Source organism: Palleronia rufa (assembly GCF_000743715.1).
GTDB classification, from domain to species: Bacteria; Pseudomonadota; Alphaproteobacteria; order Rhodobacterales; family Rhodobacteraceae; genus Palleronia; species Palleronia rufa.
Window position 1 is genome coordinate 20766 of the sequence record NZ_JQEY01000011.1, and the last position, 23176, is coordinate 43941.

The window sequence follows — 23176 nt, forward strand, 5'->3', positions numbered from 1 at the left end:
CCTTTCGCCTCTACTCAGGCCGCCGCGAGATCGTCCCAGGCGGGACCGAGACCGTGGGCGGTGAGGACGTGACGGAGATCGACGAGGCGGCGGTAGAGCGCGGAGCGGCTCCCGAAACCCTCGGCCGCGAGCGCGGTGACGGGGCGATGCGCCAGCGCCGCGCAGAACCGGCGATCCTCGACCGGGAGTCGCGCGAGGGCGGCCTGCAGGGCGTGGTGAAGTTCGGTGACGGCCGCCGCGCAGCAGGTCTGGCCGTGCCAGGCGGCAAGCCCGTCGTCCTCGGTCAGCGTGTCCCCGACCGGCTCGCAGGCTCCGGCCAGAGGCACCTCGAGCGAGAGCAGCGACCCACCCTGCGCACGGCGCTGGCGGTGATGGCGCATCGCGATCCGCGAGGACTGGTTGCGCAGGACGATGTTGGCGAAGGCGCCGATGCTGCCGCGCGAGGGATCGTAGGAGGGCAAGCGGCGCAGCAGATCGTGAGGTGCCCCTAGTTTCCTAGACACCTGCCTCTTTCAGTTTCTGCTGTCTGATTTCGAAGTCAACGGGCGACAGCATGCCGTTGTTCGTGTGCTTGCGCTTCGGGTTGTAGAAGAGCTCGATGTATTCGAACACGTCCTGCCTTGCCGCTTCTCTGGTCGGATAGGTGCGACGTCTGACCCGCTCCCGTTTCAGCAACTGAAAGAAGCTTTCGGCGACCGCGTTGTCATGGCAATTGCCGCGCCGGCTCATGCTGGGTTCGAGGCCGTGCTGGCGCAGGAAGGTCTGCCATTCGCGGCTGGTGTACTGGGAGCCCTGGTCTGAATGTACCATGACCCGGTCAGTCGGCTTTCGTCGCCAGATGGCCATCAGAAGAGCTTGGAGCGCCAGATCCGTCGTCATGCGGGATTGTGCGGACCAACCGACGACGCGACGGGAGAACAGGTCGATGACGACACAGAGATACAACCAGCCTTCATGGGTCCGCAGATAGGTGATGTCGGTCACCCAGACCTGATCGGGCCGGGACGCCTCGAAGCACTGCTCCAGCCTGTTCTCGGCCACCACCGCAGGCTTGCCACCATATCGGCCGGGGCGGCGCCGATAGCCGACCTGCGCAGCGATCCCGGCCAGCGACGCCAGCCGGGCAACACGGTTCTCCGAGACCCGCTCGCCCTGGTCGCGCAGATCGTCCGTCAGCTTGCGATAGCCATAGACCTTGCCGCTGCCGGCCCAAGCCTGTCGGATCAGTTTCGTCTGACGTGCATCCTCCTGTGCGCGGTAGCTTAACGGTTCCTTAAGCCATGCATAGAACCCGCTGAAATGCACCCGCAGCACTCGGCACATGGCCCGAACGCCGAACTCTTCGCGATGCGCCCGGATGAACGCGTACTTCATTGGGACGCGCGCGCGAAGTACGCCGTTGCCTTCTTTAGAATGTCGCGCTCCTCGGTCACGCGAGCCAGCTCTCGCTTCAGACGCCGGTTCTCGGCTTCATGATCCACGCCGGGCTTTGAAACCGGTTCCGCGAACAACTTCAGCCACTTGTAAAGAGAATGCGTGCTGACGCCCAAACGCTGCGATACCTCCCGCACCGGATAACCGCGCACCGTGATCTGATGCACCGCATCCTGTTTGAACTCGTCGCTGTAATTGCTTGTCCCCATCTCGGCCTCCTCGCCTCAAAGTTAGGGGGCAAAGCGTCTACAAATCTAGGGGCACCTCAAAGCGACTTTAGCAGCCTCTGCGTTCCGGTTGCAGGCGATAGCTAAGGCAACCACACAACGCTATGAATGAACGGGTCCGGCGCGTCGGCCCGGACGTTGCGATCGACCCGGTCGCTGGCTGGGCGAACCCGCGCGTCGCGGAGCGTCGTACCTGTCCCTCTGCGGCGACTGACGCCGGTCAAAGCGGCCGCCTTCATCTGCCTCGCGACCCGCTTCCGGCCCACGCCGACTCCCTCATCGGCCGGTTCGGCGTAGATCCTCGGCGCGCCGCAGGTGCTTGGATGTGCAGGGGATCTCGGCAAGCCGCTCGCTCGGCGCCGCATCGGCGACCGACCGCGTGGACGGCGCGCGGCGCTGCCACGCATGAACGCCGCTGCGCGACACGCCCATGACCTTCGCCATCGGTTGCACGGGATACACGGCCCGGTTCGCGGTCATGAATTCGATGACCTCGACGCGCCGCGCTCGTCCCGAGCACACCGGCCGTCGTCCACCGGGCCCGGACCGATGGCGCCGTCGATGAGCGCCCCTTCGAGAGGGTGTCGCGCCCCATCCGAAGCCGACGGTTTTCCTTCGCAGGCGGGCCAGCTCCTCGCGTTCCAGACTGGTGGGACCGTCATCCCCGGCCCCGGGCTGCCGGATCCAGCCGGCGATCGTCGCGGCACAGGGTTCGAACTCCCGCGCCAAGCTCTCGACGCAGCGCCCCGATCGCGCCAGCGCGACGATCCGGTCCCTGAAGTCCGCAGGCTACGGGTTCCCCGTCCTCGGCATGGGGACACCGTCCGATGAAAGCCGATGTGTCTCCACGGAACCGGGGGAACGCCAACGCCACCTTGGGGGTCGGACCGGGTTGCACGGCTTACCCGGCGTCCAGCTTCTTCTTGAAGCGGGGCCAGACTGTCGAAAGGCCGTCGCAGGTCCAGGGCGTCCCGATGGGCGTGGCAAGGATAATCACCGCGTCGTGGGCCGGTGCAGCGCCCAGAGCCGCTTGACGCGTCGGACCGATGGGACTGGCGACCTCTTCACCCGCCCCGGATCGTGGTTCCGTCGATCTGACGACGGGTCGGCCTGAGCGCGCCGGACGGATCAGGGCCGGTGTTCACAATCGGCGCGACCGCCCCCCGGTCCCCGGCCGGCCCTGGCACGCAGCGCGTATCCCTGCCGTCGCCCGCGACGGCCGCTCGTCCGAAACGGGGCGCCGCGCCGGCGGCACTGCTTGCCGGGCCCGCCCCCCGATCCTATACCGCCCCGAAAGCCCAAGGAGCGTGCGATGACATTCCGGCAGGATCACCTCCTCGGCATCGAGTCCCTCGCCCCGGATGAGATCGCCGTCATCCTCGACCTTGCCGACAGCTACGCCGCCCTCAATCGCGGGCCGGAAAAGCACGCCGCGGCGCTGGCCGGACTCACCCAGATCAACATGTTCTTCGAGACCTCCACCCGCACCCAGGCCAGTTTCGAGATCGCCGGCCTGCGGCTCGGGGCGGATGTCATGTCCATGTCGATGCACGCGTCGTCCATCAAGAAGGGGGAGACGCTGATCGACACGGCCCTGACCCTCAACGCCATGCACCCCGATCTGCTGGTCGTGCGCCATCCACAGTCGGGCGCCGTGGACCTGCTGGCCCAAAAGGTCACCTGCGCCGTGCTGAACGCCGGCGACGGGCGGCACGAGCATCCCACGCAGGCGCTTCTCGATGCGCTCACCATCCGCCGCGCCAAGGGGCGTCTGCACCGCCTCACCGTGGCGATCTGCGGCGACATCTCTCATTCGCGCGTCGCGCGGTCGAACATCTGGCTGCTGGGCAAGATGGAGAGCCGCATCCGGCTGGTCGGACCGCCGACGCTGATCCCCACCGGCGCCGCCGACTGGGGCGTCGAGGTGTTCCACGACATGGCGCAGGGGCTGGAGGGCGCCGACGTGGTGATGATGCTCCGCCTCCAGAACGAACGCATGGACGGCGGGTTCATCCCTTCCACGCGCGAATACTACCACCGCTACGGGCTGGATGCCGAAAAGCTCGCCCGCGCGAAGCCGGACGCCATCGTCATGCATCCGGGTCCGATGAACCGGGGGGTCGAGATCGACGGCACCATCGCCGACGACATCAACCGTTCGGTCATCCAGGAGCAGGTCGAGATGGGGGTGGCCGTGCGCATGGCCGCCATGGATCTTCTGGCCCGGAACCTGCGCGCCCGGCGCGCCGCCTGAGGCCCGCCGTTCGCCCCTCGGCGGACGCCTGGACGCCCGTCCTTCTCCCCTCGCCGCGCGGCCGGGGCGGCCCGGACGCCGCGAAACCGCCGCCGCCCGCCCCGGTCGGCGCCGGCCCGCCGGCTTTCGCACCCGTCCCGGTCCCTGCCCGCACCGCCACGCAAGCCTCCGGCGCACCCCCCCCCTGCGCTCCGCCGTCCCACCGGCCCCGGCGCGGTCCCCGCCCGCCCCGCACCGCACCGCTCCGGCGCACCCCACTGCGCTCCGCCGTCCCACCGAGCTCTGCACGGTCCCCGCCGGCGCCGCACCACACTGCTCCGGCGCATCCCCCTGCGCTCCGCCGTCCCACCGGTCCCGGCGCAGTCCCCGCCCGCCCCGCACCGCACCGCTCCGGCGCACCTTCCGCGTGTCCCTCCGCCGTCCCACCGGCCCCGGCGCGGCCCCCGCCCGCCCCGCACCGCACCGCTCCGGCGCACGTCCCGCGTGTCCCTCCGCCGCCCCGCCTGCTCGTGCGCAGTCCCCGCCCGCGCCGCATCGCACCGGTCCGCGGGCCGTCCCGCGTTTCCCCCGCCGCCCCACGGTCCCCTGCCGCCGACACCCCTTGCCCGACGCGCCTTGCCCCGCACGGCGCCCGGCCCGCGTCTTGCCGGCGGATGCGGGGACGGGCCCGCCGGGGGCGCGCCCGGGGGGATCGCTCCGGGATCCTCCGCGGCATCGCCCGCACCGCCGGCCAGCGCCATCCGCACGGCGGCCCCGTTCCCGTCCGCAGGCGTCCGACGCTCGTGCAGTGCCGGACCGCCCGTCACGGAACCGTGCCCCCGCCATGCGGCGTTGGTCCGGAAACCGGAGGTCCCATGGCCCAGATCGATTCCCGACCCGATACGCTTCACGTCTTTGCGGTGGATGCCACGATGGAAAGGGCTGAGGCGCTGGCCGCCGACGGCGCGGCTCTCTCCGCGGCGCTCGGCGGCATAGAGGTAGAGCCTGACCGCGCCCATGTCATCGACACCCGCCCGCTGGGCGATCTCGGCCTGTCGACCTTTCTTGTGGAGGGCGAGGCCGCCGACGCCGACGCCGTGCGGCCCGACGCCGCGCGGCTCGACGCGCGCCGGGGTCCGGTCCTGATCCTGCGCACCGGCGCGGTCCGGCAGGCCATCACGGCCTCCGCCCCGCTGAGCCACCTGGGAAGCTACCCGATGGCCGGCACCACGCCCGTCGGCCCGCCGATCCGCACCGGTTCGGCCGAAGGCACGGCCTCCGGCACCCCCGCCGGGACCGCGGATCCCGCCGCGGCCCGCCGCCGGTCCTCCGGGCTGGTGGCGATGCTGGCGCTTGTCGCCGCACTTCTGGTGGTGGTGATCGTGTTCCTGGTCGCCATCTAATCCCCCACCGCCCGAGCGGACGGAACGGCCGCCCAAAATGACCCTCCCCGACGCTCGCCGGGGACGGGTCGCACCAGGACGGGCCACGCAGCCCGGCCCTCCCCGCGCGCGGCCGAGCGGCATCGGCCCGACCCTTCCCCGGCCCACCGCGTGCCGGATCCGCCGCACCCGCGGTCCGCCACATGTCTCTGCTCGCCGCGGGCCTCACCGCCACACGCCCGGTCCGACACACGGAATAGCCCACCGCGCGCCTGCACAGGCACGGCGCGGGCATCCGTCCCCACCGCCGCAGGCCGCTCCGCGCTTGGGCACCCGGCCGCCCCATGGCCGCGCCGCAGCCCTCCGGGCCCCGCCGCGCCGGTCGCGCCCCCCTCCCATTGCCCAGCGCGCCCGCGCGTCGTATCGGTCGCCCGCCCGGACCGGAGACGCGCCATGGACCTGATCTTCCACAACGCCCGCCTGATCGACCCGGACCGGGGCGAGCGGTCGGGCGATCTCTGCGTCACGCGGGGCCGGATCGCCACCGCTCCCGCCGCCGGCGCGACCCTTGTCGACTGCGCCGGGAAATGCCTGGCGCCCGGCATCGTCGATCTGGGCGTGAAGGTCTCCGAACCGGGTGAGCGCCACAAGGAAAGCTTCCGCTCCGCCGGGCGCGCCGCCGCCCGCGGCGGCGTCACCACCATCGTCACCCGCCCGGACACCGACCCGGCCATCGACACGCCGGAGGTGCTCGAATTCGTCTCCCGCCGCGGCCAGGCCGATGCCGCCGTGAACGTCCTGCCCATGGCCGCGCTCACCAAGGGCCGCCAGGGTCGGGAAATGACCGAAATCGGCCTGCTGATGGACGCCGGCGCCGTCGCCTTCACCGATTGCGACCGGGTCGTGGCCGACACACGGGTGCTGTCGCGCGCGCTGACCTATGCCGCGGGGCTGGGCGCGCTGGTCATCGGCCATGTGCAGGAGCCGGGGCTGAGCCGCGGGGCCGCCGCGACCTCCGGCCGGTTCGCGTCGCTCTGCGGCCTGCCCGCGGCGCCCTCCATGGCCGAGCGCATGGGCCTCGACCGCGACATCTCGCTGATCGAGATGACCGGCGCGCGCTATCACGCGGACCAGATCACCTCGGCCCGCGCCCTGCCGGCGCTGGAACGCGCCAAGGCCAACGGACTCGACATCACGGCGGGGGTCGGCATCCACCACCTGACGCTGAACGAATTCGACATCGCCGGCTACAAGACCTTCTTCAAGCTCAAGCCGCCGCTGCGCTCGGAGGACGACCGCATCGCCGCGGTCGAGGCGGTGGCCAGCGGGCTGATCGACGTGATCTGTTCCATGCACACGCCCCAGGACGAGGAAAGCAAACGCCTGCCCTTCGAAGAGGCCGCATCGGGCGCCGTGGGGCTGGAAACCCTGCTGCCGGCCGCCCTGCGGCTGGTCCATGCCGGGCACATGGACCTGGCCGCGCTCTGGCGCGCGCTGGCGCGCAACCCCGCCCGCCGCCTCGGCCTCAACGCGGGCCACCTGGGCACCGGCGCGCCGGCCGATCTGGTGCTCTTCGATCCCGACGCGCCCTTCGTCCTCGACCGGTTCGCACTGGCATCGAAATCCAAGAACACCCCGTTCGACGGCGCCCGGATGCAGGGCCGGGTCCTTGGCACCTGGGTCGGGGGCCGGCGGATCCACCCCCAGGGCTGAGCGCACCAGCCTACCCGCCCATCCGGGACACGCCCGGACGGCTTCGGGGAGCCGCCATGCCGCCGATCGCGCCGACGGACGCGCCCGGAACCGCACCCCCGCCGCGGCACCGACCCCGCGGACCGCAAAGAGCCGGCCGCCGCCCGGCACCGGGACGGCCCCCGACACCACCCGGTCCCGTGCCACGGCGCACCCGGTCCCCCGGCGGATCGACGGCCGCCCTCCCCGCCATCGGCCGCGGCCCCAGCCTGCCCCAGCGAAACCTCACGGCACACCGGCAATCCCGTTCCGTCCCGACGCCGGCGCCCGTTCGCGCGAACACGCCCGCCACGCCCGCGCCCTGCCGTATCGGCCCCCCGGCAGAGGTCGCCAGCCACCGCCGCGTCTGGAACCCCCCGGCCCGACGCGCTACTCTCCGCCCCATGCCCCTGGCCGACTCAACCGACGCCGATGCCCGTGCCGACGCCCTCGCGGCGCTCGGCTGGCAGGTCGATCTGGGCGCCGACGAGGCCATCGAGGACACGCCCGTCGACCGCTATCAGCTCGCCCTCCGCCGCCCCGCGCCGGACCCCGGGGCGCCGCGCGCCGACCCCGCGTCCACGCCGCCGCACGCCGGCGGGCCGCCCGATCCCGCCGCCGCGGCAGAGGCCGCGGCGGGCGCGGCGGGCGACCTTGCCGGGCTGCGTGCCGCCATGGCCGCCTTCGAGGGCTGCGAGCTCAAGCGCGGCGCCCGCAATCTGGTGTTCTCCGACGGCGACCCGGCCGCGCGCGTGATGATCGTCGGAGAGGCCCCGGGCCGGGACGAGGACCTCCAGGGCAAGCCCTTCGTCGGCCGGGCGGGCCGGCTCCTCGACCGCATGTTCGCCGCCATCGGCCTGTCCCGCGCGGGCGGCAGCCTCTACCTCACCAACGTCCTGCCCTGGCGCCCGCCCCAGAACCGGGAGCCCACGGCCGATGAGATCGCCATGCTGCGCCCGTTCCTCGCCCGCCACGTCGCCTTGGCGGACCCCCAGATCCTGGTCGTCGTCGGCAACATCTCCGCCCAGGCGCTGCTGGGGCGCCGCGGCATCCTCAAGCTCCGCGGCCAGTGGACCGATGCGCTGGGGCGTCCCGCCCTGCCGATGACCCACCCCGCCTACCTGCTGCGCCAGCCGCTGGCCAAGCGCGACGCCTGGGCCGACCTGCTGTCGCTCAAGGCGCGGCTGTGAGGATCCTCGCGGTCTCCGACCTGCATCTCGACGCCGCCGCCGCCGACGCGCTCCTGTCGGCCGCACCGGCCGCCGACCTGATCCTGGCGGCCGGCGATTTCGCCGACAATCACCGCGGCCTCGCGCGCTACATGGACCGCCTCGCCCCGCTCGCGGACCGCATGATCTGCGTCCCCGGCAACAACGAGACCGAGTCCGCACTCCGCGACGCCACCGCCGCCACCGTGCTCCACGGCCAGACCACCCGCGCCCACGGCCTCGCCATCGCCGGGCTGGGCGGCGGCGTGCCCCCGCTCCCGCCGCAGCCCTGGGGCAGCTGGGACCTGTCGGAGGACCAGGCCCGCACCGCCCTCGACCCGATCGACGGCGCGGACATCCTGATCACCCATTCGCCCCCCGCGGGTCTCGGCGACAACCACGCCAGCCTCGGCCGGATCGGTTCGACCGCCATAAAGGACGCGCTGCTGCGCCTGGCTCCCCGGCTCGCCGTCTTCGGCCATGTCCACGACTGCTGGGGTGAGACCGGCACGCTGGGCACAACCCATTGGAGAAATCTGGGGCCGCAGCCGGTCTGGTTCACCCTCTGACCCTTGGCACGGCAGGCCCGCGCCTTACCCTCTGACGCGATCTCGCAAGGAACCGATCATGAGCGACTACACCCCGCCCCGCGTCTGGACATGGGAAAAGGAGTCCGGCGGCACATGGGCCAGCCAGAACCGCCCCATCGCCGGACCGACCCACGACAAGGACCTGCCCAGGGGCGACCACCCCTACCAGCTCTATTCCATGGGCACGCCCAACGGGCAGAAGGTCACCATCCTGTTCGAGGAACTCCTCGCCGCCGGCCATCCCACGGAATACGACGCCTGGCTCATCGACATCTCGGAAGGCGACCAGTTCGGCTCCGGCTTCGTGGCCGTGAACCCGAACTCCAAGATCCCGGCGCTGATGGACCACACCGGCGACACGCCGGTGCGCCTGTTCGAAAGCGCCGCGATCCTGCTGCACCTGGCCGAGCGCTACGACGCCTTCCTCGGCCCCGACCGCCCCGAGATGCTCTCCTGGCTGTTCTGGCTCCAGGGCGCCGCGCCCTATCTCGGCGGCGGCTTCGGCCATTTCTACGCCTACGCGCCGGAGCCGATGGAATATCCCATCGACCGCTACGCCATGGAGACCAAGCGCCAGCTCGACGTGCTCGACCGGCACCTGGCCGACCGCCGCTTCCTCGCAGGCGACAGCTACACCATCGCCGACATCGCCACCTTCCCCTGGTACGGCCGGCTGGTGTTCGGCAAGGCCTACGACGCGGGCGAGTTCCTGTCGGTCCAGGACTACACCCACGTCCTGCGCTGGGCCCATGAGATCGACGCCCGCCCGGCCGTCCGACGCGGCACCCGCGTGAACCGCACCGGCGACGATCCGTCCTTCGTGCGCGAACGCCACGCCGCATCGGATCTCGACTGAGCTTCATCTTTCCGCAAATATCCCGGGGGGCGGCGCAGCCGCGGGGGCAGCGCCCCCTCCCCGGCCCCCGCAGGACCCCCCCCCGAGCCCGCCAATGAGCCCGCCAATGAACCGCCCGTGAGCCGCCCATGAGCCGCATCGACACCACCCGGGACTTCATCCCCTGCCGGATCGCGGTGCTCAGCGTCAGCGACACGCGCGGGCCCGAAGACGACCGCTCCGGCGACACGCTCGTCGCGCGTCTCACCGGCGCCGGGCACACCCTTGCCGGCCGCGCGCTCCTGCGCGACGACCGCGCCGCCATCGCGGCACAGCTCCGCGCCTGGTGCGACGGCGGCGGCATCGACGTGGTGATCAGCACCGGCGGCACCGGCCTGACCGGGCGCGACGTCACCGTAGAGGCCCACCGCGACGTCTACGAAAAGGAGATCGACGCCTTCGGCACGGTCTTTACCATGGTCTCCATGGCCAAGATCGGCACCTCCGCCGTCCAGTCCCGCGCCTGCGGCGGGGTGCGGGGCGGCACCTATCTCTTCGCCCTGCCCGGCTCCACCGGGGCCTGTATCGACGCCTGGGACCAGATCCTGTCGCTCCAGCTCGACTACCGCCACCGGCCCTGCAACTTCGTCGAGATCCTGCCCCGCCTCGACGAACACCGCCGCCGCAAGTGACCCGCGACGATTGACCGCCGCCGCACGCGACGGAAAAGCCCCGCCCTGACGTATCGGTGACAGCGCCACGGCTTCCGCGCCCCGCGGCCGCGGTCTATAGTCCGGTCGGTCGAACAGGGTTCACGAATGCGATTTTTCAGCCGGGCGCTCACCGGCCTTCTCCTCAGCGCGCTGACCCTCGGGCTTCTGGCCTTCGCGGCACTGACGCTTGAGGGCGCGCTCCGCGACCGCGCCGCGCGCGACCCCGGCGCCCGCGCCGCCCGGGAACAGGTCTTCGCCGCCAATGTCGTCACCGTCGCGCCCCGGACGCTGACCCCGGTCCTGGCCACCTTCGGTGAGATCCGCGCCCGCCGGAACCTTGAGATCCGCGCCACCGCCCCCGGCCGGGTGGTGGAGATCGGGGACGGCGTGGAAGACGGCGGACAGGTGCGCCAGGGCCAGCTCATCGTCGCCATCGACCCCAGCGATGCGGAAACCGCCCTGGCCCTCGCCCGGGCCGACCTCACCGACGCGCAAGCCGAACGCGACGATGCCGAGCGCGCGCTGACCCTCGCCGCCGACGACCTGCAGGCCGCCCGCGACCAGTCGGACCTGCGCGACCGCGCGCTGGCCCGCCAGCGCGACCTGGAGTCCCGCGGCGTCGGCACCGCCGCCACGGTGGAGGAGTCCGAATTCGCCGCCGCCGCCGCCCGCCAGCAGGTCGTCTCGCGCCGCCAGGCGGAGGCGCAGGCGCAGGCCCGTCTCGCCCAGGCCGAAACCCAGCTGTCGCGCCGCCGGGTGGCGCTGGACGAGGCCGCGCGCGCGCTGGACGAAACCCGCGTCACCGCCGCCTTCGACGGCACGATCTCGGACCTCGACGTGTCGCTCGGCGGTCTGGTCAGCCAGAACGAACGGCTGGCCGACCTCATCGACCCCGGCGCGCTGGAAATCGCCTTCCGCGTCTCCACCGCCGACTACATGCGGCTTCTCGATGCCGACGGCCGCCTCGCCGCGCGGGACGCGGAGGTGGTGCTCGACCTCGGGGCCACCGACCTGTCCTCGCCCGCCACCATCACCCGCGAATCCCCCGCCGTGGCAGAGGGCGAAAGCGGCCGCCGGCTCTTTGCCCGGCTGGAGGCGCCGCGCGGCTTCCGCCCGGGCGATTTCGCCCGCATCCGCATCTCCGAACCGCCGCTCCGGAACGTCGCGCGCCTGCCCGCGGCGGCCGTCGGCCCCTCCGGCGGCGTGCTCCTGCTGGACGACGACGACCGCCTGACCCCCGCCACGGTCGAGCCGCTGCGCAGCCAGGGCGACACGGTGATCGTCCGCGCCCCGGACCTCGCCGGCCGGGAGGTCGTGGCCGAACGCTCGCCGCTGCTGGGCGCCGGGATCAAGGTCCGTCCGCTGCGCCAGGACGCGCCGCCGCAAGAGGCCGGGGACGGCACCCAGGACACCGCCGAGGCGGAGATGCTGGAACTGACCCCGGAGCGCCGCGCCGCCCTGATCGCAGTGGTCGAATCGGACCGGACCATGGCCGACGACGCCAGGGCCCGCCTGCTGGCCCAGCTGCGCGAGGGGCCGGTCCCCGCCCGCATGGTCGAGCGCCTCGAAGGCGCGCGCGGCGGATGATCCCGGCCGCGCCCGCCGCGACGCGCCCGCCGCGTTCCCGCCCGCCGGGTTTCCGCCCGCCGGGTTTCCGCCTGCCGGGCCGGCCGCGGCGCCCGGACCCGCGCCGCCGGTCCGGCGGATGCGCGCGATGAGGGATTTCGGACCCGTCTCCGGGCTGCTGTCCTATTTCGCCCGCCACCGGACGGCGGCGAACCTGCTGTTGCTGATGATGATCGGCCTCGGCGCCGCCGCCCTGCCCAACATGCGCGCGCAGTTCTTTCCCGACGTCGTCTCCGATGAGATCGACGTCACCGTCGTCTGGCCCGGCGCCGGGGCAGAGGCGGTGGACGCCGCCGTGCTGGCGGTGCTGGAGCCTGCGCTGCTGGCCGTGGAGGGCGTCGCCGGCACCTCCGCGCGGGCCACCGAAGGCCGCGCGTCGATCGCGATAGAGTTCGAGCCCGGCTGGGACATGTCCCGCGCCAGCGCCGACGTGGAGACCGCGCTCGACAGCGTCGGCGACCTGCCCGACGCCGCCGAGGATCCGGAGGTCAGCCGCGGCGGCTGGCGCGACCGGGTGACCGATGTGGTCATCACCGGACCGGTGGACGTCGCCCAGCTGGGCCGCATCGCGGACGGCTTCGTGACAGAGCTGTTCCGCCGCGGCGTGACCCAGACCACCATCCAGGGCCTCGCCGCGCCCGAAACCGTGGTCGAGGTTCCGTCCCTGACCCTGGTGCAGTACGGCCTGAGCCTTGCCGACATCGCCGCCGCCATCGCCGCCGAAACCGACGCCGCCGCCGCCGGCGACATCGGCGGCACCGCCCGCGTCCGCGCCGGCACCGAAAAGCGCAGCGCCGACCAGATAGAGCGCATCGCCCTGCGCTCCCGCGACGACGGCCCGCCGCTGACCATCGGCGACGTGGCCAGCGTCACCGTCGCCGGGGCGAACCGCGCGCAGGCCTTCTACGTCGGCGACGACCCGGCCGTGTCGATCCGGGTGGACCGCTCGGCCCGCGGCGACGCCCTGGGCATCCAGGCGGAGGTCGAGGCCGTCGCCGCCGACCTGGCCGCGTCGCTGCCCCGGGACACCCGCATCGACCTGATCCGCGGCCGCGCCGAATACATCTCCGGCCGGCTGGAGATCCTGCTGGAGAACGGCGCCCTCGGCCTCGCCCTCGTGGTCGGTCTGCTGTTCCTGTTTCTCAACGCGCGCATCGCCTTCTGGGTGGCCGCCGGCATCCCGGTGGCGATGACCGCCGCCATCGCGCTGATGTACGCGGCCGGCATCACCATCAACATGGTCTCGCTCTTCGCGCTCATCATCACCCTGGGGATCGTCGTGGACGACGCCATCGTGGTGGGCGAGCACGCCGATTTCCGCGTCCGCCGTCTGAAGGAGGATCCGGTCACCGCCGCCGAACGCGCCGCGGCGCGCATGTTCGCGCCGGTGTTCTCGGCCACGATCACCACCGTCATCGCCTTCTTCGGGCTGATCGTCATCGGCGGCACCTTCGGCACGTTGATCGCCGACATCCCCTTCACCGTCATCGTGGTTCTGCTGGCCAGCCTGGTGGAATGCTTCCTGATCCTGCCCAACCACCTCGGCCACGCGCTGGCCCACAGCGCAAGGGAGCACTGGTACGACGCCCCCTCGCGCGCGATGAACCGCGGCTTCGGCTGGCTCAGGGACACCGCCTTCCGCCCGCTCATGCGGCTCGTCGTCGTGGCCCGCTATCCGGTGCTGGCCGGCGCCGTGGTGCTTCTGGCCCTTCAGGCGGTGCTCTTCGTATCCGGCCAGGTCCAGTGGCGCTTTTTCAGCGCCCCGGAGCGTGGCTCGATCACCGGCAACTTCGCCATGCAGGCCGGCGCCACCCGTGCGGACACCCGCGAACAGCTGACGCTGATCCAGCAGACCCTCGACGAGCTGGGCGCCACCTACGCCCGGGACTACGGCGCCGATCCCATCGCCTACGCCATGGCAGAGATCGGCGGCACCGCCGGGCGCGGCCTGTCGGGCGTGGAGAACACCGATGAGGACCTGCTCGGCGCGATCTCGATCGAACTCATCGACCCGGACCTGCGGCCCTATTCCTCCTTCGATTTCGTCGCCGCCCTCCAGGACGCGGTGATCCGCCACCCCCGCCTGCAGGAGCTCAGCTTCCGCGGCTGGCGGGCCGGACCGGGGGGCGACGCCATAGACGTGCGCATCTCCGGGGCCCAGACCCAGGTCCTAAAAGATGCCGCCGAGGCGCTGAAGGCGGAGCTGGCCGGCTTCGGCGAAGTCTCGGCGCTGGAGGACACGCTGGCCTACGACAAGCGCGAGCTGATCCTCGACCTCACCCCCCGGGGCGAGGCGCTGGGCTTTTCCATCGACCGGATCGGCGCCATCCTGCGCGACCGGCTGGAGGGGATAGAGGCCGCGACCTATCCCGACGGCACCCGGTCCGCCACGATCCGCGTCGAACTCCCCGAGGACGAGAAGACCGCCGATTTCCTCGACCGCGTGGTGCTGCCCTCGCCCTCCGGCGGCGTCGCGCAGCTTGCCGATCTGGTCACCGTCACCGCGCGGGACGGGTTCTCGACCATCCGCCGCGAGAACGGCGTGCGCGAGGTGTCCGTCACCGGCGACCTGGCCGAGGACGACCCCGCCCGCGCCGCGCAGATCATGGACACCCTCTCGGCCAGCATCCTGCCCGCGCTGCGGGAACGCTTCGGCGTCACCACCGACCTCGCCGGCCTGTCCGAGGACGAGGACGCGTTCCTCACCGACGCGCTGATCGGCTTCGTGCTCTGTCTGGGCGGGATCTACCTGACGCTGGCCTGGATCTTCGCCAGCTGGACCCGGCCGCTGGTGGTCATGGGGGTGATCCCGTTCGGCCTGGTGGGCGCGATCTGGGGCCACTACGTCTGGGACGTGCCCCTGTCGATGTTCTCGGTCGTCGGGCTGATCGGCATGACCGGCATCATCATCAACGATTCCATCGTTCTGGTGACCACCGTGGATGAGTATGCCGCCACGCGCGGGTTGCGCCCGGCCATCGTCGATGCCGCCTGCGACCGCCTGCGCCCGGTGCTGCTAACCACGCTGACCACCGTGCTGGGTCTGGCACCGCTGCTCTACGAAAGCTCCAGCCAGGCGCAGTTCCTCAAGCCCACGGTCATCACCCTGGTCTACGGGCTGGGCTTCGGCATGGTCCTGGTGCTGCTGGTGGTCCCCGCGCTGCTGTCGGCCCAGGCCGATATCGGACGCGCCTTCGCGGCGCTTCGCCGCGCGCGGTCGCGCCGGACGGGGCGCGCGCGGCTGGCGCTGGGGCTGACCGCGCTGGCGCTGGCCGGCCTCTTCGCCGCGACCCTGGGCGCGCTGGCGCTGACCGGGGCGATGGCCGGGCCGCTGGCGGGTTTCGGGGACGCCCCCGCCGTGGCCTTCGGACTCTTCGCGCTGGGCTGCGTCGCCGTGGGCGCGTTCTGGTCGGTGCTGGCCGCGCTTCTGGCCGGCCGGCGTCCCCGCCGCCCGGGACAAACGTAGAACATTAGGCAATCGTCACGGTTCCGCCACGATCCCGGAGGGGGTCCGCCGCATCGGCGACCGGATCGTGGATCATGGTTTGTTCTCACGGGGACGATCCCGCCGATGCCAGAGGTTGCCGCCATGTTCACCACCGCCCTCCACACCGCCGACCGTGCGCTGCTGCCCCTTGCCGCCATCAGCCTGGCCCTGGCCATCGCCGCGGCACCCGCCCAGCGCCCGGAGGCAGCCGGCCCCGGCGCGGCATCCGTCGGCGCCCGCTTTGCCGTGATGATCGGCGACTCCGGTCGCTGACGGCGCCGCCGCGACGCGCCCCGGTCACCGGCGGCGCCTCCCGGCGGGCGGGGGCGCCACATTGGCCGGACAACAGGGGCGCGACCCGGCCTGCGGGAGGCGCCACACTGGCCGGACTACAGGGACCCGACCCGGCGTGCGGGAGGCGCCACACTGGCCGGACAACAGACGCGACCCGGCGTGCGGGAGGCGCCACACTGGCCTGAAAAAAGGGGGACGCGACCCGGCCGCGACTGCCCGGCCGCGTGGGACGCTACGGGCCGACAGACGGCCGCACGGTCCGCATCGGTCCGGTGAAGGATCGGGGCCAAGCGCTCATCATCGGCGTCAGGGACACATCCCGCCCCGCGCATGTGATTGGTGACCCCGGCAGGATTCGAACCTGCAACCTGCCCCTTAGGAGGGGGCTGCTCTATCCAGTTGAGCCACGGGGCCAGCCCAGCCCTTCCCTAGAACGCCGCGCCGGGTTCGTCCAGACGCGGGCCGCTCACTTCGGATAGCCCAGCGTCCCGATCCGGCCGCCGATCTCTTCGAGGATCGCCGGATCGTCGATGGTCGCGGGGGTCTTGACCGCCTCGCCATCCGCGATCTGCGCCATGGTCTTGCGCAGGATCTTGCCAGAGCGCGTCTTGGGCAGCCGTTCCACCACCACGCAATGCTTGAACGCCGCGACCGGTCCGATCTTGTCGCGCACCAGACGCACGCAGGCGGCGGCGATGTCCTCATGGGACGTCCCGGTGCCCTTCTGAAGCGTCACGAATCCCATGGGCAGCTGCCCCTTCAGCGGATCCTTCACCCCGATCACCGCGCATTCGGCCACATCCGGATGGGTGGCCAGCACCTCCTCCATCAGCCCGGTGGACAGGCGGTGCCCGGCCACGTTGATGACGTCGTCGGTCCGCGACATGATCCACAGATAGCCGTCCTCATCCATCATGCCCGCGTCGCCGGTGTTGTAGTAGCCGTCGAACCGCTCCAGATACGCGGCCCGGTAGCGGTCGTCGGCCTGCCACAGGGTTGGCAGCGTTCCCGGCGGCAGCGGCAGCTTCACGGCGATGGAGCCGAGCTCGCCCCGCGCCATCTCCGCCCCCGCCTCGTCCAGCACATGCACCTCGTAGCCCGGCATCGCCACGGTGGGGGATCCGATCTTGACCGGCAGCGCCTCTATTCCGGTGGGGTTGGCGACCATGGGCCAGCCGCTCTCGGTCTGCCACCAGTGGTCGTAGACCGGCACGCCCATCACCCCCTCGGCCCAGGTGATCGTGTCCGGATCGGCCCGCTCGCCGGCCAGATAGAGCGCGCGCAGGCAGGAGATGTCGTGCCCCTCCAGGAACGTGGCCTGCGGATCCTCCTTGCGGATGGCGCGGAACGCCGTCGGCGCGGTGAAGAACGATTTCACCCCGTGCTCGGCGATCACCCGCCAGAAGGTGGACGGGTCGGGCGTGCCCACGGGCTTGCCCTCGAACACCACCGACGTGTTGCCGTGGATCAGCGGCGCGTAGCAGATATAGCTGTGTCCGACGACCCAGCCCACGTCCGACGCCGCCCAGAACACCTCTCCGGGATCGACGTTATAGACCGCCTTCATGGTCCAGTTCAGCGCCACAAGATGCCCGCCGGTGGGCCGCACCACGCCCTTTGGCTGCCCCGTCGTGCCGGAGGTATAGAGGATGTAGCACGGGTGATCGCCCTCGACGGGCAGGCAGTCGGCGGGCGCCACCCCCTCCTGGGCCGCGTGCCACTCGACGTCGCGGCCCTCGACCAGATCGGCGGGCCCCTGTTCGCGCTGGAACACGATGCAGAACTCGGGCTTGTGGGTGGCCTGTTCGATGGCCTCGTCCAGAAGCGGCTTGTAGGCCACGATCCGCCCCGGCTCGATCCCGCAGGACCCCGCGATCACCGCCTTGGGGGTGGCGTCGTCGATCCGGCTCGCCAGTTCCGAAGCCGCGAACCCGCCGAACACGACAGAGTGGATCGCCCCGATCCGGGTGCAGGCCAGCATCGCCACGATCGCCTCCGGCACCATGGGCATGTAGATCACCACCCGGTCGCCCTTCTCCACGCCACGCGCCCGCAGCGCCCCGGCAAGCCGGGCGCAGCGGTCCTTCAGCTCGGCATAGGTGATCGTCTCCTTGGTGCCCGTCACCGGGCTGTCGTGGATCAGCGCCGCCTGGGTCGCGCGCCCGCCGTCCGCGTGACGATCCACCGCGTTGTGGCAGGTGTTGGTCAGCCCGTCCGGGAACCAGGTCGTGCCGTCATGCGACAGGGCGATTTCCGGAAACCGGTCCCAGTGGATCGCGCGGGCCTGGTCCATCCACCAGCCTTCGGGGTCGGCGGCCCAGGCCGCGTAGACATCGGAATAGCCCATGGATCTTCCCTCCCCGTGGTTGCCCCTGTCTTGGCGCGAAACGGCCTTCTGGGCAAGCACCGGGCGGGCCGGCGCGGACGGTACGGCGGCGACCGGGTCCCGCGCCTCATACCGTCACCCGGAACCGACCCGCCGGACCCAGGTCCCGCCCTTCATCTTTCCGAAAATATCCCGGGGTTCGGGGCAGCGCCCCGAACGGGCAGCGCCCCGAACGGGCGCTTCGGCGTCACCGTTGCAAAACGCGCGCAGATCGGACTCGGAACGTCCAAATCGGGCCGGAAAACGACTCGGACGGTACCAAACGCGGTCCGAAATGCGCGCGCCGGCGCCGCACATCAGTGGACGGAGACAGGAACCATGTCGTGCTGCCGCGCCACCACGAATCCCAGGTTGCGGTCGCGCACCAGCGCCAGCCGCTCGCCATCGCCGTTGTGGACGGCATAGAGTCCCGTCACCGCGCCCGCCTGTTCGCGCACCTCGTCCGGAAGCTCTTCGAGCGCCACGGGCCGCACGTAGACGATATTCTCCGGCGTTTCGATCGCATCGAGTATCTTGTTCATATCGTTCCCCTTTTTTACCCTTCACCCACCGGCCCTGGTGATCGAGATCGTCCTGACCACCGTTTCGGGCAGCGACCGGTTCAGATCCACATGAAGCAGCCCGTTCTCCATCCGCGCCCCGGCGACATCGACGCCATCGGCAAGCACGAAGGTCCTCTGGAACTGCCGCGCCGCGATTCCGCGGTGCAGGAAGATCCGCGACGCCTCCGGCTCGGCCAGCCGCCCCCTGACCACAAGCTCCTTGTCCTCCACCGTGATGGACAGATCGCCCTCACCGAACCCGGCCACGGCAAGCGTGATCCGGTAGGCGGATTCTCCAACCTGTTCAATATTATAGGGGGGATAGCTCCCGGCGTCCGACTTTGCCGTGCGCTCCACCAGGCGCTCCAGCTCGTCGAAGCCAAGAAGGAAGGGGTGTGCCCCCAAGGCAAGTTTCGTCATCGACACGTCCTCGTTCCAAGCGACTGTGCAACCGGCGGCCCCGTCGGGGCACCGCCAGCCTCAGAAATATGGGTCGTGGGCGCGGTCCTCGCAAGACCCGGACTTGCGAGGGGCCGGCATCGGTGCAATCGTCCGCGCCATGGACGGACACGGAACGGATCCCACGATGGACGACATGGAGGTTCTTCGGGTCAAGCTCGAAGTGCTGAAGTGCGAGCATCGCGACCTGGACGATGCCGTGGCCGCCCTGCAGGCGTCCGGCCGCGCCGACATGCTGACGCTGCAGCGGCTCAAGCGCCGCAAGCTACGCCTCAAGGACAGCATCGCGGACATCGAGGACCGGCTGCTGCCCGACATCATCGCCTGACCCGGCCCTGTTGCGGCACGGCCGGCGGGCCCCTATGGTCCGCGCCAACACTCCATCGGAGGCGCCGCGAATGGCAGATGTGGGCATCATCATGGGCAGCCAGTCGGACTGGCCGACCCTGCGCGAAGCGGCGGAGATACTGGATGCGCTTGAAATCGCGTATGAATCACGCATCGTTTCCGCCCATCGCACGCCCGACAGGCTCTGGGACTACGGCAGCACGGCGGTGGCGCGGGGGCTCAGGGCGATCATCGCCGGGGCCGGCGGCGCGGCCCATCTGCCCGGCATGATGGCGTCCAAGACACGGCTGCCGGTGATCGGCGTCCCGGTCGAGACCCGGGCGCTGCGGGGCGTCGACAGCCTCTATTCCATCGTGCAGATGCCCCGCGGCTTTCCGGTCGCCACCATGGCCATCGGCGCGGCGGGCGCGGCGAACGCGGGGCTGATGGCGGCGCAGATCCTGGCCCTTTCGGACCCCGGGCTGGCGACGCGGCTGGAGCGCTGGCGCGCCGACCTTTCGGCCGCGATCCCGGACGTGCCGTCCGATGACTGACCCGCTCGCCCCCGGCGCGACCATCGGCATCCTGGGCGGCGGACAACTGGGACGGATGCTCTCCGTCGCGGCCGCGCGCCTCGGCTTTCATGTCCATGTCTTCGAGCCCGGCGCCGCCCCTCCCGCCGCCGACACCGCCCGCGCCGTGACCGTGGCGGAATACGGCGACCGTGCGGCCCTGATTGCCTTTGCGGACGGATGCGACGTCGTCACCTTCGAGTTCGAAAACGTCCCCACCGACGCGCTCGATCTGGTGGAGCAGCGCGTTCCGATCCGCCCGGGGCGCGAGGCGCTGCGGATCAGCCAGGACCGCCTGACGGAAAAGGACTGGCTGCGCGGCCTGGGCCTGACAGTGGCTCCCTACGCCGCGGTGGACGACGCGGCCTCACTCGCCGCCGCGATCGACCGGATCGGCTGTCCGGCAATCCTCAAGACCCGCCGCCTGGGCTACGACGGCAAGGGCCAGGCGCGGCTTTCCGGACCCGCAGAGGCGCCGCGCGCGCTCGACGCGATGGCCGGCGCGCCCGCGATCCTGGAAGGGCTGGTCAGCTTCAGCCGCGAAATCTCGGTCATCGGCGCCCGCGGGATCGACGGTCGGGTGGCGTGTTTCGATCCGGGCGAAAATGTCCACACGGGCGGTATCCTGCGCACCACCACGGTGCCTGCCGCGATCCCCGCGTCGCTGGCGCAGGACGCGGTGCTCATCGCCTCGCGCATCCTCACGGCGCTCGACTACGTGGGCGTCCTGGGGGTGGAGCTTTTCGTGACCGGCGGGGGCCTTGTGGTGAACGAGATCGCCCCCCGCGTCCACAATTCGGGTCACTGGACCCAGACCGGCTGCACCATCGACCAGTTCGAGCAGCACATCCGCGCCGTCGCCGGCTGGCCGCTGGGCGACGGCCGGCGCCATGCCGATGTGGAAATGGAAAATCTGATCGGTGCCGACATGGACCGTCTGGCCGACCTGCGTGCAGAGCCCGGCGCGGCGCTTCATCTCTACGGCAAGGCGGAAACCCGTCCCGGCCGCAAGATGGGCCATGTCAACCGCCTGATCTGAGACTTCACTGCCCGCTCCGGTCGAACCGCCCGGTCTTCAGGAACGCCACGACCTGCGCCATCACAGACGGGCGCAGCATCATGAACGTGTGGCTCACGGGCAGGACGATGAAATCGCTCATCCCCTCGATTCGGGCCGAGGCGACCGACACCTTGCCGTCGTCCGGTCCGTCGATAATCGCCGAATAGACCGGGTTCAGGGACCGGTCTCCGGCGATCACCCCTAGGTCGAACCGCGGCAGCCCCAGCCGGTTCGGCAGGCTGTCCGGCTCCGTGCCCAGTTGCAGGCCGGCCGGGCCGTTCAGCCACTCGAACGGCGCCAGGTCTCCGAATGCATCCACCAGTTCGGAGCCGTGGTTCGGCGGCGCCAGCATCACCACCCGGCCCATCTTCGGCGGGCGATTGTCCTGCAACCATGCGCGCACGAGGATTCCGCCCATGGAGTGGGTAACGAAATTCACCCTCTGGTCGCCGCAGGCCGCGACCGCCTTCGGCAGCACACGCTCGACCAGGGGACCGATCCGGTCCTGCGTGGAGGCATAGCTGACGTTCGCCGTGGCGAAACCCGCCCGCTGGAGATAGGCGGCCATCGGCTCCATGGAGGCCGCGGACCGCGCCAGCCCGTGCAACAGCACCACGCAATCGGCCGCGACCCGGGCCGGTGCGGCAAGAAGGACCAGTAGGAGGATGAGCTTCATGGCCCGTCCTCTAGCGCCGCGGCCCGCAGGACGCGAGAGCCGGGCGTTCACGACGTCCGGCGCGGGGCGGAGAGTCCGATCGCCACGCCCCCCACGACCAGAGCGCAAGAGAGGACCAGCCGCAGGGTCAATGCCTCTCCCAGAAGCGCGACGCCTCCCAGCACGGCGATCACCGGGACGGTCAGTTGCCAGAGCGCCGCCCGCGTGGCGCCCAGTTCCGGCACCACCGCATACCATAGCGCGTAGCCCAGTCCCGAGGTCGCCCCGCCCGAAATCACCGCCAGCACCACCCCCGTCCCGGTCGCGCCGCCGCTGCCCACGATGAGCCAGGCGACAAGGGCAAGCGGGACCGCACCCAGAAAGCTGGCCGCCGTGGTGTCGAGAGGTCTGCCGCCGGCCCGTCCGCGGAGCGAATAGATCCCCCAGCCAACCCCGGCCAATGCCATGAGGGACCCTGCGCCGACCGTTGCGCTGCCGGCGCCGGGTGCGAGCATCCAGAAGAGCCCGGCGAGCGCCAGAAGCGCACCGGCCCAGCGCCGGGCGGGGATCACCTCCGCCCCCGCAACGGCGCCGCCGAACATGGTGACCTGCACCGCGGCGAAAAGGATCAGCGCGCCAGCCCCCGCCGGAACGGTGACATAGGCCAGCGAAAAGCCCAGCATATAGACCGCGAGGGCTGCGATATTCACGGCCCGGAACGCCCCCAGCCAGCGCCGCCCGCCCCGCAGGCTTGCCATCACCGCAAGGACGAGCGCGCCCGCCACCAGACGGATCAGCGCGAAATCCATCGACCCGATATGCCCCGCCCCCACCGCCGCGCGGTTCAGAACCGAGTTGGCGGCGAAAGCCACCATCACCAGCGCGGTGATCGCCGCCAGTCTCATCCGAATGCCTCCGGGTAAACGAGCGTTTCCCGCGGCCGGTCGGTACCGGGGCGCAGGATCAGCGTGTGGCTCAGCGGATAGGGGCTTGCCAACCGCTCCGCGCGCGCGCTTGAAAACCCGGCCCTTGTATAGAACGCAGGCTCTCCCAAAACCACGACCGTCGCCCCCCCCGCAACCTGCGCTGCGTCCCGCAATAGCGACAGACCGGTCCCCCGGCCCTGCCACTCGGGCTGCACGGCCACCGGGGCCAGGCACAGCCACCCCTTCGGCCCGCGCATCCGAGACAGGGCCAGGTATCCGACACTGCGCCCGCCCATGACCGCCACGCGCTCTGCCGCCATCGCGCCTCCACGACGCAGGGCAAAGACCAGGTCGGCTTCTGCTTGCCCCGCGAAGGCCGCGCGCAACAACGCCTCGGTCGCGGCGGCGTCGTGGTCGCGATACGACTCGATGCTGATGCCGGACATGGAACCCCCTTCGCCGCCCCCTACCTACCCGATACCGGAGCGG

Annotated in this window: 23 protein-coding genes and 1 tRNA gene; 13 read left to right on the top strand and 11 right to left on the bottom strand. The window is 71.3% G+C overall.

Annotated elements, in window-relative coordinates; all coding sequences use genetic code 11:
• Window positions 1-14: 14 nt before the first annotated feature.
• The 4 genes from KW83_RS13520 to KW83_RS21190 form a co-directional block, all read right to left on the bottom strand.
• Window positions 15-503, bottom strand: a complete 489-nt coding sequence (locus tag KW83_RS13520; protein WP_152563593.1) for a hypothetical protein — start codon at window positions 501-503, stop codon at window positions 15-17.
• A protein-coding gene (locus KW83_RS13525) for an IS3 family transposase (RefSeq protein WP_152563524.1) occupies window positions 496-1643 on the bottom strand; the annotation gives its coding sequence in 2 pieces (ribosomal slippage) (window positions 496-1400 and window positions 1400-1643; 1149 coding nt in all). Before KW83_RS13525 ends, KW83_RS13520 begins: the two co-directional genes overlap by 8 nt.
• Before the next feature lie 101 nt (window positions 1644-1744).
• Window positions 1745-2026, bottom strand: a complete 282-nt coding sequence (locus KW83_RS21980) for an IS3 family transposase (RefSeq protein ID WP_407667866.1) — start codon at window positions 2024-2026, stop codon at window positions 1745-1747.
• Window positions 1938-2141: a hypothetical protein gene (locus KW83_RS21190; RefSeq protein WP_200879690.1), complete on the bottom strand. Its 204-nt coding sequence runs from the start codon at window positions 2139-2141 to the stop codon at window positions 1938-1940. The genes KW83_RS21980 and KW83_RS21190 overlap by 89 nt, the downstream gene beginning before the upstream one ends.
• Before the next feature lie 832 nt (window positions 2142-2973).
• On the opposite strand from KW83_RS21190, the gene KW83_RS13540 reads away from it, so the two are divergent.
• The 10 genes from KW83_RS13540 (at window position 2974) to KW83_RS13585 (ending at window position 15739) form a co-directional block, all read left to right on the top strand.
• Window positions 2974-3915, top strand: coding sequence for an aspartate carbamoyltransferase catalytic subunit (locus KW83_RS13540; protein WP_036179821.1), 942 nt, complete (start codon window positions 2974-2976; stop codon window positions 3913-3915).
• A gap of 854 nt (window positions 3916-4769) precedes the next feature.
• Window positions 4770-5297: a hypothetical protein gene (locus tag KW83_RS21195; RefSeq protein WP_036179823.1), complete on the top strand. Its 528-nt coding sequence runs from the start codon at window positions 4770-4772 to the stop codon at window positions 5295-5297.
• Window positions 5298-5729: 432 nt separating this feature from the next.
• On the top strand, window positions 5730-6989 hold the full coding sequence (pyrC, locus tag KW83_RS13550; protein WP_036179826.1) for a dihydroorotase: 1260 nt from the start codon (window positions 5730-5732) through the stop codon (window positions 6987-6989).
• A gap of 422 nt (window positions 6990-7411) precedes the next feature.
• Window positions 7412-8197 (top strand): uracil-DNA glycosylase, encoded by a 786-nt coding sequence (locus KW83_RS13555; protein WP_036179829.1) that lies wholly within the window; start codon window positions 7412-7414, stop codon window positions 8195-8197.
• Complete coding sequence (locus KW83_RS13560) at window positions 8194-8784, top strand: metallophosphoesterase family protein (RefSeq protein WP_036179830.1); 591 nt, start codon at window positions 8194-8196, stop codon at window positions 8782-8784. Before KW83_RS13555 ends, KW83_RS13560 begins: the two co-directional genes overlap by 4 nt.
• A gap of 58 nt (window positions 8785-8842) precedes the next feature.
• Window positions 8843-9661 carry a glutathione-dependent disulfide-bond oxidoreductase gene (yghU, locus tag KW83_RS13565; protein ID WP_036179833.1) on the top strand — a complete coding sequence of 273 codons (819 nt, stop codon included), beginning with the start codon at window positions 8843-8845 and terminating at the stop codon, window positions 9659-9661.
• 128 nt (window positions 9662-9789) lie between these two features.
• Complete coding sequence (locus KW83_RS13570; protein ID WP_036179835.1) at window positions 9790-10332, top strand: molybdenum cofactor synthesis domain-containing protein; 543 nt, start codon at window positions 9790-9792, stop codon at window positions 10330-10332.
• Between the two features lie 126 nt (window positions 10333-10458).
• Window positions 10459-11940 carry an efflux RND transporter periplasmic adaptor subunit gene (locus tag KW83_RS13575; protein ID WP_036179837.1) on the top strand — a complete coding sequence of 494 codons (1482 nt, stop codon included), beginning with the start codon at window positions 10459-10461 and terminating at the stop codon, window positions 11938-11940.
• A gap of 127 nt (window positions 11941-12067) precedes the next feature.
• Complete coding sequence (locus KW83_RS13580) at window positions 12068-15445, top strand: efflux RND transporter permease subunit (protein WP_036179838.1); 3378 nt, start codon at window positions 12068-12070, stop codon at window positions 15443-15445.
• A 105-nt stretch (window positions 15446-15550) separates the two neighbouring features.
• On the top strand, window positions 15551-15739 hold the full coding sequence (locus tag KW83_RS13585) for a hypothetical protein (protein ID WP_036179841.1): 189 nt from the start codon (window positions 15551-15553) through the stop codon (window positions 15737-15739).
• A gap of 358 nt (window positions 15740-16097) precedes the next feature.
• On the opposite strand, the gene KW83_RS13590 is transcribed toward KW83_RS13585, so the two are convergent.
• The 4 genes from KW83_RS13590 to KW83_RS13605 form a co-directional block, all read right to left on the bottom strand.
• Window positions 16098-16174 (bottom strand) — tRNA-Arg (locus KW83_RS13590).
• Window positions 16175-16226: 52 nt separating this feature from the next.
• A complete protein-coding gene (locus KW83_RS13595; RefSeq protein ID WP_036179844.1) occupies window positions 16227-18107 on the bottom strand; it encodes a propionyl-CoA synthetase in 1881 nt (626 codons plus the stop codon).
• 335 nt (window positions 18108-18442) lie between these two features.
• The gene (locus KW83_RS13600; protein ID WP_036179847.1) at window positions 18443-18667 is read right to left on the bottom strand and encodes a DUF1150 family protein; all 225 of its coding nucleotides are present in this window, start codon (window positions 18665-18667) and stop codon (window positions 18443-18445) included.
• 21 nt (window positions 18668-18688) lie between these two features.
• Complete coding sequence (locus tag KW83_RS13605) at window positions 18689-19108, bottom strand: Hsp20 family protein (protein WP_036179850.1); 420 nt, start codon at window positions 19106-19108, stop codon at window positions 18689-18691.
• Between the two features lie 166 nt (window positions 19109-19274).
• Here KW83_RS13605 and KW83_RS13610 point away from each other — a divergent pair, with 166 nt between their 5' ends.
• The 3 genes from KW83_RS13610 to KW83_RS13620 all read left to right on the top strand — a co-directional run bounded on the left by KW83_RS13610 (window position 19275) and on the right by KW83_RS13620 (window position 21085).
• The gene (locus tag KW83_RS13610) at window positions 19275-19475 is read left to right on the top strand and encodes a YdcH family protein (protein WP_036179852.1); all 201 of its coding nucleotides are present in this window, start codon (window positions 19275-19277) and stop codon (window positions 19473-19475) included.
• 70 nt (window positions 19476-19545) lie between these two features.
• A complete protein-coding gene (gene purE / locus KW83_RS13615; RefSeq protein WP_036179855.1) occupies window positions 19546-20028 on the top strand; it encodes a 5-(carboxyamino)imidazole ribonucleotide mutase in 483 nt (160 codons plus the stop codon).
• Window positions 20021-21085: a 5-(carboxyamino)imidazole ribonucleotide synthase gene (locus tag KW83_RS13620; RefSeq protein WP_036179858.1), complete on the top strand. Its 1065-nt coding sequence runs from the start codon at window positions 20021-20023 to the stop codon at window positions 21083-21085. Before purE ends, KW83_RS13620 begins: the two co-directional genes overlap by 8 nt.
• Before the next feature lie 4 nt (window positions 21086-21089).
• Here KW83_RS13620 and KW83_RS13625 read toward each other — a convergent pair whose 3' ends face one another.
• Genes KW83_RS13625 through KW83_RS13635 form a run of 3 tightly spaced genes read right to left on the bottom strand, consistent with a single transcriptional unit; the run spans window position 21090 to window position 23133 of the window.
• The gene (locus KW83_RS13625) at window positions 21090-21782 is read right to left on the bottom strand and encodes an alpha/beta fold hydrolase (RefSeq protein WP_036179861.1); all 693 of its coding nucleotides are present in this window, start codon (window positions 21780-21782) and stop codon (window positions 21090-21092) included.
• A 47-nt stretch (window positions 21783-21829) separates the two neighbouring features.
• The gene (locus KW83_RS13630) at window positions 21830-22666 is read right to left on the bottom strand and encodes a DMT family transporter (protein ID WP_036179863.1); all 837 of its coding nucleotides are present in this window, start codon (window positions 22664-22666) and stop codon (window positions 21830-21832) included.
• Entirely contained in the window at window positions 22663-23133 is a 471-nt protein-coding gene (locus KW83_RS13635) for a GNAT family N-acetyltransferase (protein ID WP_051928513.1), read from the bottom strand. Before KW83_RS13635 ends, KW83_RS13630 begins: the two co-directional genes overlap by 4 nt.
• Between the last annotated feature and the right edge of the window lie 43 nt (window positions 23134-23176).

Excerpts from the sequence above, each read along its gene's own strand:
- KW83_RS21980 (WP_407667866.1), bottom strand. The coding sequence starts at position 2,026 with ATGCGGCGCCGAGCGAGCGGCTTGCCGAGATCCCCTGCACATCCAAGC.
- KW83_RS21190 (WP_200879690.1), bottom strand. The coding sequence starts at position 2,141 with ATGACCGCGAACCGGGCCGTGTATCCCGTGCAACCGATGGCGAAGGTC.
- KW83_RS13540 (WP_036179821.1), top strand. The coding sequence starts at position 2,974 with ATGACATTCCGGCAGGATCACCTCCTCGGCATCGAGTCCCTCGCCCCG.
- KW83_RS21195 (WP_036179823.1), top strand. The coding sequence starts at position 4,770 with ATGGCCCAGATCGATTCCCGACCCGATACGCTTCACGTCTTTGCGGTG.
- pyrC (WP_036179826.1), top strand. The coding sequence starts at position 5,730 with ATGGACCTGATCTTCCACAACGCCCGCCTGATCGACCCGGACCGGGGC.
- KW83_RS13555 (WP_036179829.1), top strand. The coding sequence starts at position 7,412 with ATGCCCCTGGCCGACTCAACCGACGCCGATGCCCGTGCCGACGCCCTC.
- yghU (WP_036179833.1), top strand. The coding sequence starts at position 8,843 with ATGAGCGACTACACCCCGCCCCGCGTCTGGACATGGGAAAAGGAGTCC.
- KW83_RS13570 (WP_036179835.1), top strand. The coding sequence starts at position 9,790 with ATGAGCCGCATCGACACCACCCGGGACTTCATCCCCTGCCGGATCGCG.
- KW83_RS13575 (WP_036179837.1), top strand. The coding sequence starts at position 10,459 with ATGCGATTTTTCAGCCGGGCGCTCACCGGCCTTCTCCTCAGCGCGCTG.
- KW83_RS13580 (WP_036179838.1), top strand. The coding sequence starts at position 12,068 with ATGAGGGATTTCGGACCCGTCTCCGGGCTGCTGTCCTATTTCGCCCGC.
- KW83_RS13585 (WP_036179841.1), top strand. The coding sequence starts at position 15,551 with ATGCCAGAGGTTGCCGCCATGTTCACCACCGCCCTCCACACCGCCGAC.
- KW83_RS13595 (WP_036179844.1), bottom strand. The coding sequence starts at position 18,107 with ATGGGCTATTCCGATGTCTACGCGGCCTGGGCCGCCGACCCCGAAGGC.
- KW83_RS13600 (WP_036179847.1), bottom strand. The coding sequence starts at position 18,667 with ATGAACAAGATACTCGATGCGATCGAAACGCCGGAGAATATCGTCTAC.
- KW83_RS13605 (WP_036179850.1), bottom strand. The coding sequence starts at position 19,108 with ATGACGAAACTTGCCTTGGGGGCACACCCCTTCCTTCTTGGCTTCGAC.
- KW83_RS13610 (WP_036179852.1), top strand. The coding sequence starts at position 19,275 with ATGGACGACATGGAGGTTCTTCGGGTCAAGCTCGAAGTGCTGAAGTGC.
- purE (WP_036179855.1), top strand. The coding sequence starts at position 19,546 with ATGGCAGATGTGGGCATCATCATGGGCAGCCAGTCGGACTGGCCGACC.
- KW83_RS13620 (WP_036179858.1), top strand. The coding sequence starts at position 20,021 with ATGACTGACCCGCTCGCCCCCGGCGCGACCATCGGCATCCTGGGCGGC.
- KW83_RS13625 (WP_036179861.1), bottom strand. The coding sequence starts at position 21,782 with ATGAAGCTCATCCTCCTACTGGTCCTTCTTGCCGCACCGGCCCGGGTC.
- KW83_RS13630 (WP_036179863.1), bottom strand. The coding sequence starts at position 22,666 with ATGAGACTGGCGGCGATCACCGCGCTGGTGATGGTGGCTTTCGCCGCC.
- KW83_RS13635 (WP_051928513.1), bottom strand. The coding sequence starts at position 23,133 with ATGTCCGGCATCAGCATCGAGTCGTATCGCGACCACGACGCCGCCGCG.